The organism is Paraburkholderia sp. DHOC27 (assembly GCF_003429005.1).
Lineage (GTDB): Bacteria > Pseudomonadota > Gammaproteobacteria > Burkholderiales > Burkholderiaceae > Paraburkholderia.
In genome coordinates this window covers 1-18,705 of sequence record NZ_QVQV01000002.1, presented here as the reverse complement: position 1 = coordinate 18,705, position 18,705 = coordinate 1, and the positions used below count along the sequence as shown (strand labels likewise).

Sequence of the window (18,705 nt, the reverse complement as noted above, 5' to 3'; positions counted from 1 at the left end):
GAACGAATGGCGCGCCTTCAACACTCGAGCCATCACGCGGCGCTCATATCAAACAGTTTGAACGCGCGCAAGCGTGCGCCAGCTTGCAGCAGCATCAGCGCCCACACGCCATTCCTGTCCGTGTGCTCGAAGGTAATCTTCGCTTGAGCTTCTTCAATCACGAAAGTTCGATCATTCTCGAACACAGCCCGCAGCTTCGGCTGCTTCGTGGCTTGCACCAACAACTGGTCGCCAGACAGCGTCACCTCGAAATGCATGCGCGGGTGGCGATAGCGTCCAACATATTGGGAGAGGGCCGGAGGATCGGCAGCGATGTCCAGATCGTTTTCAACCGCAGTTTCATCCAGCTTCTGTCCGACTGCCTTGTCGGTCCGTTGCCCGTTGAAGGTCGCGCCATGCTCGCGAACCGTGACGGACGACACCGTTCCTTCTGTCGTGCGGTTGAAGGTCATTTCGACGTCGCTGGTTTTCGAAACGAACAAGTCGGGTGCGGAACAGGCTAGCGTATGAGGCCGGCGGCCCGTCAGATGAGCGCACAGAATCTGGTCCCCGCTGCGCGACATTTCCAGAAAATGCCCTGGCCCAATTTGAAAAGCGCCCACATATTCGTCGAGTTTCGACGTGTCCAGCACAAGCTCGCGAGGTGGCTGATACAGACCAAGGCTCGCTCGCGCGAGGCGCGTCGCAATCATCGGCACCTCACAAGCCTGCAGATTCGCAAGAACGATGGTCGTCAGGTCGTCGTCGGGGCGCAGGTCAAGGGTGCCCAGAAATCCGTTTATGGCGCCGCCATGATGGATGAAGCGGCGCTCGTCGGCGGTCGCAATGAACCAGCCATAGCCGTAACCCTGTCCGTGATCGCGCAGCATTGCTTCGAGCGTGTCGGGACGGATGACATCGCCTTTCATGAGGGCCTGTGACCAGCGATATAAGTCGTCCACAGTGGAATAGAGGCCACCGGCGGCGTAAGGCAAAGACATGGCAATGTACCGCGCGTGTCGCCACCGACCGTCGACGCAGGTATATCCGTCCGCCCGACGCTCGATGATCTGCGTCGTATGCTCGTAGCCGCTGTCGCGCATGCCAAGGGGCTCGAAGAATTCGTCGTGCAGGAAGTCCGCATAGGTTTGACCCGTGATGCTCTCCAACACGCTGCCGAGTAACGTGTAGCCGGTATTGCTATAGCGAAACTGCTCGCCTGGCACACACTCTAGTGGTTGATCGCGGGTCAGCTCCATGACCGCTCTCGGGGTCCGTTCTTCCAGCGAAATGCGACTCGAGAAATCCGGCAGATTCGTATAGGACGGAATGCCCGATGTGTGGGTCAGTAATTGATGGAGGGTGACGTCTTGCCAACTATCCGGCACATAGGAAAGATACTGGCCCAGGCGGTCGGCAACGCTCAGCTTGCCGCGGTCCGCGAGGCGGAGAATGGCGGCTGCCGTGAACTGTTTGGTAATTGAACCGATGCGAAAGCGTGTGTCCGGCGTGTTCGGGATGGCCCATTCCCGATTGGCGAAACCGAAAGCCTCGCGAAAGATTACCTCGCCCTGTTTCGCGACCAGAACGACGCCAGAAAAGAGGTCGCCGCGGACGAAGGGCGTCACGATCTCCTGTGCTTCCTTGGCGTATTTTTCGGTGCGCGGCGTTGAGCACATGAATCACGTCCTGAAGGGAAGAGTGGGCGGCCGGTGCTGGCCAGCAGTCTATAACGAGCGGCGTCTAAATCTCAATCTCATCGCAACGCTTCGCAGAGTGCTATCACCGAAAGTTGGCCGATGATGCTCCTCGTAACTTTCACCTCATTCTTCGCGCCTATCGTCACGCTTTTCAGACACGATCGAGGAGCAAGCCATGCATCGAGATTCAACTGGTTCAGCCGCCCAATGGACGGGCCGCATCATCAGCGCCGTGGTCGTTCTGGCGCTGCTCGCCGACGCTGTGAGCATCCTGATGTTCCCCCCGAGCATGCAAGCGAAATTCGCCGCAACCGGCTTTCCGGACGCCACGGCTCCCATGCTCGGCATGATCCTGCTGATCTGCACGATTGCCTACGCTACCCCGAGAACGGCGGTGGTGGGGGCGATCCTGCTGACAGGCTTTCTGGGCGGCGCGATCTGCACGCACTTTCGGCTGGGCGAAATCGGCTCGCCGCCGCAGATCATCAGCCTGGTGCTGGGCGCTTGCGTATGGGGCGCGCTCTATTTGCGTGACGAACGCGTGAGAAGTCTGTTTGCCGCGAATTCGCTGACGGCCGAGGCGCGCAGGGATCTGCCGCAGACCGGGGCATTCTGAAGCAAAGAGATGTTCGAAACCACTCAGTCATCCTGAGTAATCGTCATGTCAAAACGGCCTCCAGCAACACGGAGGCCGTTCCGTTGCATGCCATGAGACGTGCCTATTGCGCCGTCTGCATCCGTTGATACTCGTTCTTCTTCATCTGCAGGTATTCCTGCCGGTCCAGTTCGTGTAGCTGACGGGGATATTGTTCGGTGGCATCGAACCACGTTGCGAAGCGTTGATCGACGCGTGTCGCGGCGGGCACGGCAAGCGAGCCCAGATACGCATCGATGGCGAGGTAATAGCGCATCGTATTGCGCTCGACGAGACCACGCACGCCGCCTATGTAATCGCCGCCCGGCGATTTCGTAAAGCCCACTTTCGCGCTGCCAATGGTGGCCAGATAGGTTTTCATCGCAAGGCGGCCGGCCATGCCGAATCCGTACGAGTAGGTGAGGTGAAGGAAGGTGTGTCCATTGCCGAGATCGACGGCCTGCAGCACGATGCGGTAATCCTTCGTACTGAGCGGTCCTTCCGCGGCGCTCAGATCCACTTCGAAGTAGTCGGGACGCGTCGTCACCGAACGGTAGTTGAACTGGACGCGCGAGGTATCGTTGAGTTCCTGTTCGGTTTTCTTGCCCACGTTCATGCTGATGACTGCGCCATTCGCGCCTGAGGTGGCGTGGCAGTACTTGGTATTCAGATGCAGGATCAGCACTTCACACCAGTTGGCCGGGCCATTTTGCGGATCGTTGAATGCACCGTTGACGGTCGCATACGGATAGTCGACCACGGCATAGATATCGCCCTGCAACGAGTTCTGGGTTTCCTGCGAATCCAGATAGATGGGGCGATGAAAAGCGTTCGACTTGAGTTGTGGCGCCAGCGTCTCATACTTGTCTTTCAACGCAGCGGCGTTGTCGTCGGCCCAGCCTGGCGTAGCCAGCCAGAGGCTCGACCACGCAATCGCAAACCACGCGAGGCGTTTGCTGAAACGCACGATGCGCGAGGTGTGTGTCTGTGTATTCATCATGGTGGCGCTCTCCCGCTGTTGTCACGTCGTGAGCAAGATCCATTCCTCGCGGAACGTTGGTAGCACATTGAGTGGCACGTCAGGTGGCATGCGTTCGCGACGCTGACCACAGCGTCAAAACAAGCGTCGCGGCAGCGACGCCGACGCCGATCCACGGCAACGTCGTGAGCGGTGCGCCCGCGCCAATCGCCATGCCGCCCAGCCATGCGCCGCTTGCATCACCCAGGTTGAAAGCGCCTTGATTGAGCGTCGACGCCAGATTGGGGGCGTGGCTCGCGCGATCGACGATCAGCATTTGCAGCGGTGGCACGATACCGAAGGCCAGCACGCCCCAGGCGAAAATCGTCGCCATCGCAGGGATAGGGGCGCGCATGGTGCCTGCGAAAATGATAAGGACAACGACAATAGCGAGCAGGAACGCCAGCATGGAAGGCATCAGACGCCAGTCCGCCAGTTTTCCGCCGAGCGTGCTGCCAACCGTCAGTCCCAGGCCGAATAGCAGCAGCACCAGCGTAACGGCGTGCGGTGTGAAACCGGTCACGTCTTCGAGAATCGGCGTGATGTAGGTGAAGACCGAGAACAGGCTGGTCGACGACATCGCGCTGATGGCGAGCACGATCAACACCTGCGGATTTTTCAACACGCTGAACTCGTGCAGCAGATTGGCCTTCTTCATCTCGATCCGCGCCGGAAGAAAAACGGCCAGCAGGGTCGCGGCCAGCACGCCGCTGCCGGTGACGGCCCAGAAGGTAGCGCGCCAGCCTGCCGCTTGCCCCAATGCGGTGCCCAGTGGCACACCGAGTACATTCGCCAGCGTGAGGCCAGTGAACATGAGGGCGATGGCTTGCGCGCGGCGATCCGCTGCCACCAGACCCGCGGCCACCACCGAGCCGATGCCGAAGAAAGCGCCATGCGAAAACGCGGTGAGAACGCGCGCCACGATCAGCACGGCGTAGTTCGGTGCAAGCGCGCACAACAGGTTGCCGGCAATGAACATCGCGATCAGACACAACAGGGCCTTTTTGCGCGGCAGATTCGCGACCGCGATGGCGACGAGCGGCGAGCCGATGGTCACACCCAGCGCGTAGGCCGACACCAGCAAGCCGGCCGCGGGTATGGACACCGCGAGGTCGCGCGCAACGTCGGGCAGCAAACCCATGATGACGAATTCGCCGGTACCGATTCCGAACGCGGCAACTGCGAGGGCAATGAGTGGCAAGGGCATGAGGTAGATGACTTATGGGCGTCGAGGTTTAGCTTCTATTTGCCCTACACAATGCCGGGGCGGCCCAGGTGATGGGATCGTCGAAGTTGCCAGGCGAAGTTGCCAAGACTATCCTGGGTTAAACAAACACCTCAATCATGCAGATTGAGGTTGAGATTCAAGGGTGCACGGTATAAATTGTGCAGGGTCGGGATGAGGAGATGGGGATTCATCTGCGGAATCGTCGAAATAGATGAGATCGCCACGGGTCCCACTGCTATTCCGGCTTATCTGATTCTTGCTTGACCCTAAAAATGGAGTCGAAAAATGGATTCACGCTGGAACCGTCCTTTTCGTACACTCGCCCAGTCAGCACTAATCGCCTGCACCATTGCGGCCACTTTCCCCGTATCCGCCCAAACCACTTCCGGCCCGAAGGCCGACCGGGCGCTCGCACATTCGGTACGTAAATCACTGGAGAGGGCGCATATCGCCGTGGATGACGTCCGCATCCGCGCGAAGGATGGTGTCGTCAGCCTGGACGGCACAGTAGACGACCAGAACGAGCTTTCGCGGGTTCCTTCGGTCGCGCAAAAGGTTCCGGGTGTGACGTCGCTGAAGAATGATCTCACTCTGCAACAGGAAGGGAACTGACACCTGCGTGTCAGTGCAGGCGCAATCCGGTTCGGATGCTGTAGTGCGTTTTTCTCGAACCAACGTTAAGCAGTGAAACTAAAAGTCGACTAACACTTTTTTAACGGAGTTGAACGTGAACCTTCTGCTCAAGCGCCTGACAGGTGTATCCATTTTGTCGATTGCCCTGGGTGGTGCCGTCATGGCGCCAGTGGTCTCGTATGCTCAGGACAGTGCGACTACGCAACGCAAGGCGAACCGGAAACTGGCGCACGACGTTCGCCGGGCGCTGGAAAAAGCGCAGCTCGACGTGGATGACGTGCGCATTCTCGCCAAGAGCGGTGTGGTCACGCTCGACGGAACCGTGCCCGACTCGGACCAGCTAACCAAGGCGCCGGAAATTGCGGGCAAGGTTAGCGGCGTTACGTCCTTGTCGAACAATCTGAGCATCCGCGAAGAAGGGCACTAAAGAAGGGCACCCGCCTTCGCGCGGCAACCACGACGGCTTTGCCGGCTTGCGACGGGTCGCTGGCCGAATCACGTCAACCCAGCACGTCAACCCAGACGGTGACGACGGCGAGCCTGCCTGTCGTCACCGCATCCTCCTCACCTGCGTAACTTCATCATTTCGACCGTAAGGCGAGTGGTGCGGATACGCACGCTCTCTTCGCTACCCGTCATTTGCCAAGCGTACGTTCGAAGAAGGTGACGATGTCGCGATTCATCCCAGCATGAAACGTCACGCGATCAAAACCCGGACGGGACGTGCAGATCTCCGGCACCGCGCTCGCGAGTGCGGCGCTACACGCCGGCAGAAAATCATAGTGATCGGCGTTGTCCACCACGTGAAACTCCGGTGCGGCAGGCAGCGCGGCGCGCACAGCGTCCGCGTAGTCGGGAGCGGGCTCCACGTGATCGGATTGCGCGCGCCATAATTGAACGGGGACGTGGACATTGGCAAGTCCTTCCTGAGTGAAGACGAAGCCCACACCCGGAGCCGCAACCACAGCGGCACGAATACGCTCGTCGTGCACCCAGATCGACGCCGGCACGCTGGCGAGCCGTTCCATTACCCCTGGCTCAGCGCGCACCGCGACGCAGGGCTCGGTGTCCGCGTGCGCGACACAGTAGGGTCCGATGCGACTCAGGTCCGGCACACCGCCAGCCGCGACCAGCGCGGTGAATCCGCCTGCGGAGAAGCCGAACACGCCTACCCGGCTTGCGTCGAGCGACGCATGCTGTGGCCAGACGGCGAGCATGTAGTCCGCGAGCCGCTTGAGTTGCACGGGACGCTGCCAGAGCGGCGACGCACGGGTGTGATCAGCGGCACTGTCGTCGCGATGCGTCACGGCCGCGACGACGAAGCCCGCCCGCGCCAACGCGAGCGCGGTATCGTAGTGACCGCCGTACCAGCCGCCCGAACCATGTGATATGACGACGAGCGGCAGGTCGTGGCCCGCGATGGGCGCATTCAACGCGACCGTTTGCGATGCCCGGCCAAGCGGCTGCGGCGACGCCACGGCGTCGGTGGGGTACCAGACACCGCCGCTCAGGGGCTTTTCGTCGCCGTCGGGAACGGCGATGGCCTGAAAGCCGACGTCGGTGGCCCACGCCGTTTGCAGCGTGGTCAGCAAAAGCACCGCAAGTAGAAGCATTGTCACTGGACGCACGACACAACTCCTTGAGGGGTGGGCGTTCAAGGTGCGCCAGTCCATCGGGGATTGTCAATCCTTACGTGGCACGCGCTGCTTGCCGTGGTTACCGCGCTGCAAGCAAAAAGTCCCATTCAATCTATGTTTTATCCATAGACCCCGCATCGTCCACGCCAGTAATCTTGTTCCATCAAGACGTAGCACAGCAGGGCGGCGCGGTTTGCTGGCTCCGTGACGTCACTCGCACGCCGCGCTCAACTGTGCATTTCGCTAATTAAACGTTAGCGATACTAAGCATTTATAAAAGCACCCGCACACCGATGCGCGTGCAAATGGAGATTTCCCGGATGAAAAGATGCAGCACTCTCGCGTGCAGTGCGGCTTTGTCGTGGGCCGCCGCGAGCCCCGCGTTCGCGCAGTCCACCATCACGCTGTATGGTGTGCTCGACAATGGTTTCGTTTATCAGAGTTCGAGCGGCAGCAATTCGGCTATCCGTGCGGTGCCGGGCGGCCTCTTCGCGACACGTTACGGCTTCAAGGGCAGCGAAGATATCGGCGACGGCCTGCACGTCAACTTTCAACTGGAGCAGGCGTTCTCGGGGCAGACAGGCGCCGCAACCAACCCGGCTGATGCCTTCAATCGTCTCGCGTATCTGGGCTTGTCCGGCGGCTTTGGTGAAGTGCGCTTCGGCCTGCAGAACACGCCGCAATACGACGTGCTCCAGGCCGCAATGGACCCGTCCTGGGTCAAGAGCATTGCATCACCCATGAACAACTTCAATGCGCTGATCATCCGCACCAACAATGGCATTTCCTATTACACGCCCACATATGGCGGCCTGAATGCGAAATTCATGGTGGCGTTGCGCGATTCGTCCAATGGCTCGGGCAACGGCATTGGCTTTTACAACGCGCTCGTCCAGTACAACAACGGGCCACTGAATGTGGCCGCCGGCTACGAACGAGGTGACGAGCCCAGTGTAGGTGCAGGCGGGAGCTATACGATAACGGGCGGCGCCGCGGCCGGTCCCGGCGCGGTGCTGAACGTGTTCAATGCGGGCGCTTCGTATGCCATCGGCGCCAACCGTATCTGGCTCGCGTATCACACGGAGAATCTCACCAACACGCCGAAGTACATGCAGCACGATGTCTACCAGATCTCGGACTCGTATCAGTTGTCGCCCTTCACGCTGATCTCGGTGATGTACGGTTATCTGTACGACCGAACGGGACATGGTGACAACGCGCAGCAACTAGGCCTGCTGTACGAATACTCCCTGTCCAAGGCAACCGAACTCTACACGGCGGCCGGCTTCATCCAGAACAGGAATCAGGCGAAATACACGCTCTCAGGCACCGCGTATTCGGGCCTGACGGTCCCGGCCGGCGCCGACACGCGCGGCATTGGAGTCGGCCTCGTGCACCGGTTTTGAAACGCGGCACAGGCGCGCACGCGCCAGCTCGCGGGTAATGTTCATACCTCAAACGCGATGGGCCGATGGGAATGATTTTTGCCGCGTTCGCGATGCGTCGAAACGCAAATGGCCCTGCAAATTCGACTTAAAACTGCGAATCGGAAAAATGTCCGCGGCGCACTCGGGCAGCGGCAACCACGGGTACGCACGCCCGCCACTTTACATTCGCCTTCCCCAACTTGACAGGTGCGCACTGATCGCCTTTGATGGATGGACAGCCAGCGTTGGGCTGACCGAACAGGGCAGGGAGCCGTACGTGTCAATCACGCGCCATACGATCATGTGGGACACCGCCATCGACACGCTCGAACGCGCGGCGCGGCTGCATCGGCAGTTCTTCCGGCTGGCCGGCCAACATGCGAGAGTGCCGCTCTGGGAGCCGCCCATCGAGGTCTTCGAGCACGACGGCCTGCTTACGATCGTGGTGGCGTTACCCGGCGTGCCTCCCGAACAGGTGGATCTGAATCTCGACGGCGCCACGCTGATCGTGGCCGCCGAACGGACCTTGCCGCGCGTGCTTGCCGGTGGCGCGGTCCATTGCCTGGAAATTCCCTATGGCCGCTTCGAGCGGCGCATCCAGCTTCCTGCCGGGCGCTACCGCCTGGCACGGCGCGACTTCGAACACGGTTGCCTGCTGCTGGACTTCGAGAGACTGGACTGAGCCCGGCGCGCACCGGCGAATCGAGGAACCAAGATGAGCACGGATGACGAAAGCGACGCCCCTCAGTCGGGCTCTGCGGGTCCCGCAGTCGAGTCTCCGAATGAGACCGCCAACGAATCGGCGCGTGACGCTGCGATTGCTGCCACGCCTGGGGCCGCGGCCGGATCACTGCCCGCCGTGCCCAAGGACGGTCTGATCCTGCTGCCGGTGCGCAACGCGGTGCTGTTTCCCGGCATGGTGATTCCGCTGACGGCCACCCGTGGGCAGTCCAAGGAAGATGTGCAGGCGGCCGTCAAACGCCAGCAGCCTTTGGGGATCGTATTGCAACGCGATCCGCAGGTTCAGGATCCACCCTTCGATGGCCTGCATGGCATTGGCACACTCGCCAACGTGCTGCGCTACGTCACGAGCGCGGACGACGGCGCACATCATCTGATCTGCCAGGGCGTGGAGCGCTTCCGCCTGATCGCGCCGCTAGATGGGCTTGGATTTCGCGCCGCCCAGGTGGAAATGCTGCCCGAGCCGACACCCAACGACTCTGCCATCGACGCGCGCGCGTTGGTCCTGAGACAACGTGCCGGCGAAATGATCGGGCTGCTTCCCAATGCCGGAGCGGAACTGGTGAGGGCGCTGGACGCCATCGAGGCGCCCGGGTTGCTGGCCGATACCATCGCTGGTTTGCTCGACATTCCAGCGGAACGCAAGCAGGACATCCTCGAAACGCTCGATATCTGCAAGCGGCTCGACAAGGTGCTCGATGCGGTTGCCGGACGTATCGAGGTGCTGCGTCTGTCGCGCGAAATCGGCGAGCAGACGCAAGGGCGGCTCGATCGCCGGCAACGCGAGATGATGCTGCGCGAGCAACTGCGGACCATCCAGCAGGAACTCGGCGAAAGCGGCGAAACCGGCGAAGAAGTCCGCAAGCTGACCGACGCGATCGCAGCGGCCCATATGCCGAGCGAGATCGAGACGCACGCGCGCAAGGAACTCGCGCGGCTGGAGCGGATGCCGGAGGCCTCGTCCGAATACTCGATCAGCGTGAGTTACCTCGAGTGGCTGACCGAACTGCCGTGGCCGTTGCCGCCCGAAGCGCCCATCGACATCGCCCGCGCACGGCAGATTCTCGATGAAGCGCACTTCGGCCTCGACAAGGTGAAGCGCCGCATCCTCGAATATCTCGGCGTGAAGAAGCTCAATCCGCTCGGCAAGGCGCCCATTCTTTGCTTTCTCGGGCCACCTGGCGTGGGCAAGACCTCACTGGGGCAGAGCATCGCGCGGGCGCTCGAACGCCCCTTCGTGCGCGTGAGCCTGGGGGGGCTGCATGACGAATCGGAGATTCGCGGCCATCGGCGTACCTATATTGGCGCCATGCCGGGCAATATCGTTCAGGCCGTCCGCAAGGCGGGCGCGCGCAACTGCGTCATGCTGCTGGACGAACTCGACAAGCTCGGCCATGGCACGCATGGCGATCCGGCTGCGGCGATGCTCGAAGTGCTGGATCCGGAACAGAACGCGTCCTTCCGGGACAACTACCTCGGCGTGCCGTTCGACCTGTCCGCGGTCGTGTTCGTCGCTACAGCCAATCAACTCGAAGGCATTCCTGGGCCGCTGCGCGACCGTCTCGAAGTGCTGGATCTGCCGGGCTATACCGAGGCCGAGAAGTTTCAGATCGCCGAGCGTTATCTGATTCCGCGGCAACTGGAGGCATGTGGACTCACCGCCGATCAGTGTGAGTTGAGCGACGACGCCCTGCGCGCCATCATTCGCGACTACACGCGTGAGGCAGGGGTGCGGAGCCTCGAACGGCAGATCGGCTCGGTGTTTCGTTATGTGGCGCTGCGTGTCGCCGAAGATGCCGCGACGCGTGAACGCATCGATCCGCAACGCCTGCCGTCGATACTCGGACATCATCGCTTCGAAAGCGAGGTGGCCATGCGCACCAGTTTGCCGGGCGTGGTCACCGGGCTCGCGTGGACGCCGGTGGGCGGCGAGCTGCTGTTCATCGAGGCCAGCAGTTCGCCGGGCGGCGGCAGACTGGTCTTGACGGGCCAGTTGGGCGACGTGATGAAGGAAAGCGCGCAGGCCGCGCTCACGTTGGTCAAGTCGAAGTGCGAAGCCTTGCAGATCGACTGCGTGAATTTCGACAAGCGCGATATTCATGTTCACGTGCCGGCCGGCGCGGTTCCCAAAGACGGTCCCAGTGCCGGCGTGGCGCTCTTCATTGCAATTGCGTCATTGCTGATGGGACGAGCCGTGCGCAGCGATTGCGCGATGACGGGCGAGATCAGCCTGCGCGGCGTCGTGCTGCCGGTGGGCGGCATCAAGGAAAAGGTGCTCGCGGCGTTGCGTGCGGGCATCAAAACGGTCTTGCTGCCCGCGCGCAATGCGGCGGACCTCGAGGACATTCCCGCCGATGCACGCAGCCAGTTGCGCTTCGTGCTGCTGACAACCGTGGACGACGCACTGCGCGAATCGCTCGATTCACGTACGGATTCAGGCGCGGATTCAGGCACGGATTCCACAGAGGTCGCGACCTAGCGCGCCGCAGGAGACATCTTGAGCCCAACACCTTCGCCGATCCCTTCGCCCATCGCCACCGCGCAGCAGGCGCTCGATGCCGAGCCGCAATCCATCGATGCGCCGCTCTCGGCCGCCGCCGCGTTCCTGATCCTCGTGGTCAAGGACGATGAGGCGTCGCTCGCCACGGCGCGCGACGTGGTGGGCAGCACCGACGATCTCGTCAAGGATGTCCGGATTCGCGCCAATGGTGGCGTGTTCACCTGCAACGTGGGCATCTCGCATCGTGCGTGGGGACCGCTGACCGGCAAACCCGCGCCTCGCGAACTCGCGCCGTTCAAGGAGGTACGCGGTGCGAAACACACGGCGGTGGCCACGGCGGGCGATCTGCTGTATCACATCCGCGCCGATTCCACGGGCGTGATCGTCGAGTTCGAGAAGCTGCTGCTGGAGGCGTTCGGCGATGCAGCGACGGCCATCGACGACGTGGCCGGGTTTCGTTACTTCGATGGCCGAGACCTGCTCGAATTCGTCGACGGCACCGCGAATCCCGATGGGCTCGATCTGCCTGAAGCGACCATCGTAGGCAGCGAAGATCCCGCCTATGCCGGCGGCAGCTATGTGGTGATCCAGAAGTACCTGCACGACCTCTCGGCCTGGCGCGCGCAGAGCGTGGAAACGCAGCAGGGGATCATTGGCCGCAACAAGTTCGACAACACCGAATTGCCCGACGCGACCGAAGGCCAGAAATCGCACAAGACGCTCTGCACCATCGAGGATGCAGACGGGGAACACGACATCCTGCGCGACAACATGCCGTTCGCCGTGCCGGGCCGCGGCGAGTATGGCACCTACTTCATCGGCTATTGCCGTCATCTGTGGGTGATCGACAGGATGCTGGAGCGGATGTTCGTCGGTGATCCGCCGCCGCTGCACGACCGGATCCTCGACTTTTCGAAAGCGGTTGCCGGGGTCACGTTCTTCGCGCCGGCCCGCAAGTTTCTCAGCGGTCTGGCTGATTGAAGCGAAGCATTGGCGAGGCCTGGCGTGGAGCCTCAGCGAGGCCTGGCGACGATGAGCGAGGAGGGCGCGCATGCATTCGCAGCGGTGCGAATGCATGCGTTGAAACGTTTCCTGCAGGAGGTGCATGATGGTCGAAGTGACCTGGCTGGTGGTGGCTGACGGTGGCCGAGCGCGCGTTTTCCAGATGCCTGGACTCACGCTCGACCTGCAGGCGGTCGAAGAACTCGTCAACGATGAATACACCGGGACGATGCTAACGGAGAAGGACCGCGAGAAGTTTGCCAAACGCGTGGGCGAGTACATCGAGAAAGGGCGGCTGCATCAACGCTACAACCGCCTGCGGCTCGCTATCGAGCCCAGGTTTCTGGGCATGGTGCGCGCCGATTTGAGCGAGGATACGCGTCGCATGATCTTCGAGCAGATCAGCGAAGATCTGGCCGGACTCAGTGCCGGTGAAATCGAAGCGCGTCTGCGCAAGCAGTGATCTGGTTTCCGGTTTGCGTGAGGTGCACGACATGCAGGAATTCGATTTCTACATCAACCTGAAGAAACCGACGCTCGGACTCTACGTGCGCAAGGGAGCAGGGTTGCCTGATCTCGCCGATGCCAGCGACTGGCAATTCGAAGGACACGAATGGGAAAGCGAGCTGGCGCCAGGGCTTCTGAAGGAGCTCGACGCCAATGGTCATGCTTTCCAGGAACTGGGGGCCTAGCTGCGGAGCGGGATGCGTACGTCAGCCTTTGAAGCTTCGCGCCCAAACCCGATGGAGCGGATTTGGGCGGCACCTCGATCAGAGAGTCGCGTTCACATACCGGCGCACGCGACGATTGATCATTTTTCAAACGAAATCAGGTGAATATCTTTCCAGTTTATCCCGTGAAAGCCCATTCGCCTGGTTTTCATTGATCGATGTGGATTCACATTGTCAATGTTGTATTCCTTCAACCGGTTCCGGATCGTTTCAAATGGTGCGGGCTGTCTTTCAGGGTCCAGAAGCAGGTCTTCGATGTATTCCACGGTCTCGATGGTTCGGCCTTTGCGCTGTTGTGTCTTTGTCACCACGCCCGCGGCCACCATTTCCTTTATCTGGGCGACGACCGATGATATCAACGGCTCGTCCAGACTAAGCTTGACCATCTGTCGCAGACAGGCGACAAACAGAGCGGTGGGAATATCTGAGAGCGTATGAAATGTTTGCAACGCACGCTCACGCCCCGGTTCAGAAACGTCCATCCCATCGATGGTTAGTCTGACAGCCATTCCGTCCAGATGTAGCTGAATCCGCTTGAGTCGCATTCCGGCAATCCAGGGAATCCGGTTACCAATCGCGATACCGGTCGTGTTCTGGAATTTCTCCAGTCCGGCTACTTCCCGCGAACGGGCTATCAACGGATCCAACGCGGGGTGAGTCAAATACATGCTCGATTTCGGAGCAGACAGTTTGTCCGCGCCATTTACCCGCACCTGATTATGAAATCGTTGGATCAGATTTTCAGAGACGACCCCGATCAGTCCGCGTCGATACAGATATGTCAACGGATCCCGCGCATTGATATTCTCTGACTGAGAGAACCGTTGTTTCAGCTCCCTGGCGTCACTATCCGTGAAAATGTTCCGGGGAATGTGCTGAAGCACGATGTTTTCGAAATCGTGATCCCACTCTTCATCCATGAATTTAAAATAGTCATAGAGGATCACTGAAGTGCTGGCGATCACAATTTCGGAAATTTCCTGAAATTCGCCGCGGGCATCTTCCGGCAGATGCGAAAGTCGGCCGCCAATCAGCATCAAGTCCCGAGGCTCCTCGAAAGTGTGCCGACGGACATATTGAAAGATTGATTCGTCAATCCCCGTAACGCTGTTGCGGAGTTCGGAGACTCCAAAAAACCGGACAATCTCGTCATCGCGACTAGGCTTGTCGTAGCTGTGGACTTTCATGGTAGCCCGCAGATTGGCCCGAAATATGGCTTCAAGATGATCATGAGTGTAGGTGATAGCCTGAACGATGTCTGAGCGCTGACCCACCCCTTGCGCACCTTGCTGTGTCGTTTCGAGATACGCTTCAGATCGCATCGAGCCGATAAGATTTATCCAACCGTCAAACTCAACGAGGAACTCGGTCGAGACTGCGAGCAGGCTAGTCTGGGCATTTACCCATATTTCACGCGCGAGGATGTTGGGATCCAGTCCCGTACCGCGTTCATCCTGAGGAAGATGTCGTTGCATTTCCCGGTCTTTTGCAAGTTTCAAAAGAGGGGAGCCGCCCGGGCCGTAAAACGTTTCATCGATCCCGTCCACGAATATAAATATTGGGCGCTGAAATCTATCTACGACTGACTTCAGGCGGGAACGCACTTCGGTCTCGTAGATTCTTCGTAAAGTGTCCTCAGCGTTACCTCGCGTGGTCTCGATGAGATGCTTGAAACAGGCAACCCATCTTCTTTCATCGAGTTTTGAGTCTGACGCCGATGCGCCAAGAATACGGATCAAATTGTCGCTCAACACCGGGGGTGCCGGCGGATCCAGATGCTCCGAATCGCGGTCCACTGAATTGAGCAGGTAGGCGCCGAGCAGTATCAGCCATGCGTATTTCCACGCCTCTTTGGTATGAAAGCCGAGCGCTTCCCAAGAGGAAAAGCTGATGGTTGTTGCATCCATGAACGGCGAGAAAACATACGGAAACCCACTTGGAACACAAAGCAGTTTTCTGGCGGCAACCTCGCCATCGAGTAACGCCCGCTTGGCGAGCAACAAACTTGTTTTCCCAGAGCCTTTCAAGCCATGTACGAAATGGGTGGGGCAGGACTCAACTTGATCTGGAGACAGGAAGTCGTCCAGATCGACCGGAGGAACCATGACAAGCCCGACCTTGTGCCTTTTCAACAGGACTTTTCTTGGATCGGTTTGCCACGGTTGAATGTCCTGGCGATTTCCGATCTGGAATACAGGGATCTGCTTCCAGCGAGCATCCATAGCCGCCACCTTTCGCAAAAGCGGATAAAAAGCGTCCCCCGAACGATGGCCGACGTTTTGGGTTCGATTGCATCCGTATCGTCCGCAGATACCCTGCTCGAACCGTCGTGATTCGCCTGCCAGGCTTTGATACCTTGGTCTCGCGACGTCACCCGGCGAAGCTCCGGAAACCGGAGGCAAAAATGCAGACCGAAGCGCAAGGATTTTTCACCAAGCTCGATCCTGGGGCACCAGAACTTCAACGTCAACTTGCAACGCTCACTCCCTCCGAATATTGGAGCAGTTGGCACAAGCTCGAGCGGACACCAGACGCCTTGGCGTCCGGCGAGACGATCCTGATAACGATCGAACTTGACCGCCGTTACATGATCTGCCGCTTAACGCGGTACCAGAATGTATTGACCATGCGAAAAATCGTCTTCGCGCCTTTCGAGTTGCAAGAACGCGAAGAAAAAGAAGGGTGGTTTTGGCGCACGGTGCACCGTCTTGGTCAGTTAAGGGCGGTCTTCGCCGTTGCGGGTGCAGTTGCAACCGCAGGAGGATTTCTCTTGCATGAGTTGCCATGGAGCATCGAAGTGGTGCGCGTGGCTGACGCTGCGGTCCCGCCGCATGCCTCTGCACCGCTGCTGGGCGCGCCCGCAGCGAGCGCATCGGGACGGGTCAAAGTCCAGTGACACGGCGCAAGGTTTGGATAGCTAACGGCGGTTGGCGCGACCGCCGAAGGCTGTGGCGGTCGTCAATTGCCTAAAGGCTTCGCGCCATAACCCGCTACCATCAGGAGAAAGAGCGAATGAAACATGCAAAAATAGTCGTTTCAAAGTCAGGTTTGCTAACCAAGCCGGATCAACCGCCTGGGAAAGAGATGCGAAAGTTTCGTCTCGCTTTAGGAAAGACTCAGGCGCAGTTCGCCAAGGCATTCAATATACCGATCGACACAGTGCGGCGATGGGAGCAGTCACACAACGCGGCGCGGGTGGCACATCCTTTCATGGCAGCCCTGAAACCGCTGTTTCGCAACCTTGCGCGAACTAGAAGGGCGGCCGCCGATCAGCCGGTACAGTACGACGCCCTAGAGGCCAAGGGAGAAGCTCGGCAAGAGACTTGCAGAAGCAAAGTGCGCAGCCTCCTCAGCGCGTTGCTCCCGTTTTGCGGACCGGAAATTTTGAACTGCCATCACTCGGTTTCCTGCACGCTTACTCTCTTGGGATCGTGAGGCGCAGGGAAGGGGAGTTCCACGCGTCACGCGCGTCCGGCGACGTCCTTGCAATGCGTGAAGTATAACTATCGCCCCAGTGTCGCGTCGCCGTGCCACCGGGGCACTTCTCCAGCAAGTGTTGCAGCCATGCACGCGTGTCACACCGGCCGCTGCGCGAGCAGCAGATTCGCGGTGTTTTGCACGATGCGGTCGTTGCTGATCATGAGCGGCGCCGAGTGCAGATCGCGAAGGTGACGTCCCACACTGTAAGGCGTGCCGTTTTTATAACCGGCCATGCCACAGATCAGGAGTACTTCCTGTACCACTTGCAGCGCCGTGGTGGAGATACTCAGCTTGAGCGTGTTCATGTCGGTGGCGAAACCGAGGATCGCGGCGAGTGGCATGTCGGCCTGGCAGTCGCCGTCCACCTCTTGATGGACGCGCTGCGCGGTCGCAAGGCCTGTGGTGAGGCGAGCCTGCATCATGTGCAGCAGAGCCACCGCCTCAGCCAGCCGTGGGCCCGCCGCCGGAATGGAGCCGGGTTTGGCACGCGCCTGCGCACGGAAAAACGCGCTGGCCCGATTCACCGCGTCGCTGGCGACGCCGGTCCATACCGCGGCCCACAGCGTGTGCGAGAGCGGCAGCATGGTCTGGTCGGCAATATCGGCGAACGGCGTGGGGATGATCTGTTGCACGAGGCCCGTGGCGATCAGACGGAATCCTTCACTGCAGGTTCCGCGCATGCCCATCGAATCCCATGCGCCACGCTTTTCGAGCTGCGTGTCATCCTTCAGCACGACGACCAGCACCTGATCGCCTGGAGCAGACTCGGGCGTACGGCGTGCCGTGACCAGAATGCCGTCGGCGTAGGCGCCGTATGAAATCGTCGGCGCCAGTTTTTCCAGCCGAAAACGCCCGCCTTCGATCTCGACGGCACACGAACTGGTGCGCAGACTACCGCCGATATTTTCCTCGGAGGTCGCCGACGCCAGCAGCAACTCACGCTCGACCACCTGCCTGAGCAGGCCTCGTTGCCATTCCAGAGCGCCGCCGTGTTTATCGATGCATGCGATCTCGATCTGATGCATGGCGTAGATCATGGCCGTCGAGGCGCACGCCTGCGCGAGAATCTCGCAGATCGCTCCGATTTCGACGACGCCGAGGCCCGCGCCACCGCAGGCGGCGGGCACCATCGCCGAGAGCAGGCGTTCGTCACGCAGGGCCGCGACGGCTTCGGCTGGGAAGCGCGCCTCGCGATCCACCGCATCCGCGAATTGCGCGGCGACAGCGGCGACGCGCTGGGCGGCCGCACGCCAGTCCGATGCGGGCACAACCATGACAGGCGCACGGGTATCGCCGCGGGTCATCGTCTCATGCAGGACCGGGCCGTTCATGCCGACGCCTTCGCTACTTGCAATGGACCGATTGCTGTGGCGAGCGAGTCGATACTCGAAAAGAGCCGGCGTGTGAGCACGCACGCCGGAAATTCGATGCCAAATTCAGCTTCCAGCGCGAGTATCAGATGTACGGTCGCAAGCGATGAAAGCCCGGCCGCATAGAGGTCGGACTTGTCTGTGAGTGAGTCTACGGGTACGTCGAGACCACCTGATTCGGAGAGAATGCGCCGTATTGCTGTTTTCATGGACTGATGCCTCCTTGTTCGTTTTTCCCGGGGATCTCACTCGCGGTTTTTTTCGCATTAGGCGCATGGCAAACATTACCGTCAGTGCGCTGACGCACTGACATGAATCTGGACGCAAGGTGGCGGTAATGTGTTTGGGGATTCGGGCCGACGCCTCACCGCATTGGCAATGTGTGGGGATCGCTGATGGACAGAGGGACACAGCGAGTTGGTCACGCGCCGCGTGTGGCTTACATTTTTATTGTGTGAGGCTTGGGTGGGGAGATTTTGTAATTGAAGGATTGACTCAGGTATGACATTACTACCTGGCGGTTACATCCAATGTCGAGGCCAGATTGAAACGTCGGGGGCTGGCTAGATAGAGATGTCGGGTTTTGAGGCTGGATTTGAATCTGTATTTGAGGGTTTAACTCTCA

The 18,705-nt window shown here is 60.0% G+C and carries 18 protein-coding genes; 11 read left to right on the top strand and 7 right to left on the bottom strand.

Going from position 1 to position 18,705, the window contains the following annotated elements; all coding sequences use genetic code 11:
• Positions 1-32: 32 nt before the first annotated feature.
• Entirely contained in the window at positions 33-1,658 is a 1,626-nt protein-coding gene (locus tag D0B32_RS08475; protein WP_117333534.1) for a serine hydrolase, read from the bottom strand.
• Between the two features lie 196 nt (positions 1,659-1,854).
• Here D0B32_RS08475 and D0B32_RS08470 point away from each other — a divergent pair, with 196 nt between their 5' ends.
• Positions 1,855-2,295, top strand: a complete 441-nt coding sequence (locus tag D0B32_RS08470) for a DoxX family protein (protein WP_117333533.1) — start codon at positions 1,855-1,857, stop codon at positions 2,293-2,295.
• 103 nt (positions 2,296-2,398) lie between these two features.
• Here D0B32_RS08470 and D0B32_RS08465 read toward each other — a convergent pair whose 3' ends face one another.
• Positions 2,399-3,310, bottom strand: coding sequence for a hypothetical protein (locus D0B32_RS08465; protein WP_117334128.1), 912 nt, complete (start codon positions 3,308-3,310; stop codon positions 2,399-2,401).
• Between the two features lie 82 nt (positions 3,311-3,392).
• Positions 3,393-4,538 carry an MFS transporter gene (locus D0B32_RS08460; protein ID WP_117333532.1) on the bottom strand — a complete coding sequence of 382 codons (1,146 nt, stop codon included), beginning with the start codon at positions 4,536-4,538 and terminating at the stop codon, positions 3,393-3,395.
• A 306-nt stretch (positions 4,539-4,844) separates the two neighbouring features.
• Here D0B32_RS08460 and D0B32_RS08455 point away from each other — a divergent pair, with 306 nt between their 5' ends.
• Together D0B32_RS08455 and D0B32_RS08450 are read left to right on the top strand one after the other, a co-directional pair.
• A complete protein-coding gene (locus D0B32_RS08455) occupies positions 4,845-5,171 on the top strand; it encodes a BON domain-containing protein (RefSeq protein WP_117333531.1) in 327 nt (108 codons plus the stop codon).
• Positions 5,172-5,286: 115 nt separating this feature from the next.
• Positions 5,287-5,619: a BON domain-containing protein gene (locus tag D0B32_RS08450; protein ID WP_117333530.1), complete on the top strand. Its 333-nt coding sequence runs from the start codon at positions 5,287-5,289 to the stop codon at positions 5,617-5,619.
• A 208-nt stretch (positions 5,620-5,827) separates the two neighbouring features.
• Here D0B32_RS08450 and D0B32_RS08445 read toward each other — a convergent pair whose 3' ends face one another.
• A complete protein-coding gene (locus tag D0B32_RS08445) occupies positions 5,828-6,820 on the bottom strand; it encodes a dienelactone hydrolase (protein WP_259294941.1) in 993 nt (330 codons plus the stop codon).
• A gap of 329 nt (positions 6,821-7,149) precedes the next feature.
• Here D0B32_RS08445 and D0B32_RS08440 point away from each other — a divergent pair, with 329 nt between their 5' ends.
• From D0B32_RS08440 to D0B32_RS08415, 6 genes are all read left to right on the top strand, one after another.
• Positions 7,150-8,235, top strand: coding sequence for a porin (locus D0B32_RS08440; protein ID WP_117333528.1), 1,086 nt, complete (start codon positions 7,150-7,152; stop codon positions 8,233-8,235).
• Between the two features lie 298 nt (positions 8,236-8,533).
• Positions 8,534-8,938 (top strand): Hsp20/alpha crystallin family protein, encoded by a 405-nt coding sequence (locus D0B32_RS08435; RefSeq protein WP_259294940.1) that lies wholly within the window; start codon positions 8,534-8,536, stop codon positions 8,936-8,938.
• Between the two features lie 33 nt (positions 8,939-8,971).
• Complete coding sequence (lon, locus tag D0B32_RS08430) at positions 8,972-11,476, top strand: endopeptidase La (protein ID WP_117333527.1); 2,505 nt, start codon at positions 8,972-8,974, stop codon at positions 11,474-11,476.
• A gap of 18 nt (positions 11,477-11,494) precedes the next feature.
• Positions 11,495-12,478: a Dyp-type peroxidase gene (locus D0B32_RS08425; RefSeq protein WP_259294939.1), complete on the top strand. Its 984-nt coding sequence runs from the start codon at positions 11,495-11,497 to the stop codon at positions 12,476-12,478.
• A 124-nt stretch (positions 12,479-12,602) separates the two neighbouring features.
• Entirely contained in the window at positions 12,603-12,962 is a 360-nt protein-coding gene (locus D0B32_RS08420; protein WP_259294938.1) for a host attachment protein, read from the top strand.
• The gene (locus D0B32_RS08415) at positions 12,931-13,191 is read left to right on the top strand and encodes a hypothetical protein (RefSeq protein WP_259294937.1); all 261 of its coding nucleotides are present in this window, start codon (positions 12,931-12,933) and stop codon (positions 13,189-13,191) included. The genes D0B32_RS08420 and D0B32_RS08415 overlap by 32 nt, the downstream gene beginning before the upstream one ends.
• A gap of 119 nt (positions 13,192-13,310) precedes the next feature.
• On the opposite strand, the gene D0B32_RS08410 is transcribed toward D0B32_RS08415, so the two are convergent.
• Positions 13,311-15,452 carry a hypothetical protein gene (locus D0B32_RS08410; RefSeq protein ID WP_117333525.1) on the bottom strand — a complete coding sequence of 714 codons (2,142 nt, stop codon included), beginning with the start codon at positions 15,450-15,452 and terminating at the stop codon, positions 13,311-13,313.
• A gap of 182 nt (positions 15,453-15,634) precedes the next feature.
• On the opposite strand from D0B32_RS08410, the gene D0B32_RS08405 reads away from it, so the two are divergent.
• Together D0B32_RS08405 and D0B32_RS08400 are read left to right on the top strand one after the other, a co-directional pair.
• On the top strand, positions 15,635-16,126 hold the full coding sequence (locus tag D0B32_RS08405) for a hypothetical protein (protein WP_117333524.1): 492 nt from the start codon (positions 15,635-15,637) through the stop codon (positions 16,124-16,126).
• 116 nt (positions 16,127-16,242) lie between these two features.
• Complete coding sequence (locus tag D0B32_RS08400; RefSeq protein ID WP_117333523.1) at positions 16,243-16,665, top strand: DNA-binding transcriptional regulator; 423 nt, start codon at positions 16,243-16,245, stop codon at positions 16,663-16,665.
• A 140-nt stretch (positions 16,666-16,805) separates the two neighbouring features.
• Here D0B32_RS08400 and D0B32_RS08395 read toward each other — a convergent pair whose 3' ends face one another.
• Positions 16,806-18,014, bottom strand: a complete 1,209-nt coding sequence (locus tag D0B32_RS08395) for an acyl-CoA dehydrogenase family protein (RefSeq protein ID WP_259294966.1) — start codon at positions 18,012-18,014, stop codon at positions 16,806-16,808.
• A gap of 23 nt (positions 18,015-18,037) precedes the next feature.
• A complete protein-coding gene (locus D0B32_RS08390) occupies positions 18,038-18,289 on the bottom strand; it encodes an acyl carrier protein (RefSeq protein WP_117333521.1) in 252 nt (83 codons plus the stop codon).
• Positions 18,290-18,705 lie beyond the last annotated feature (416 nt).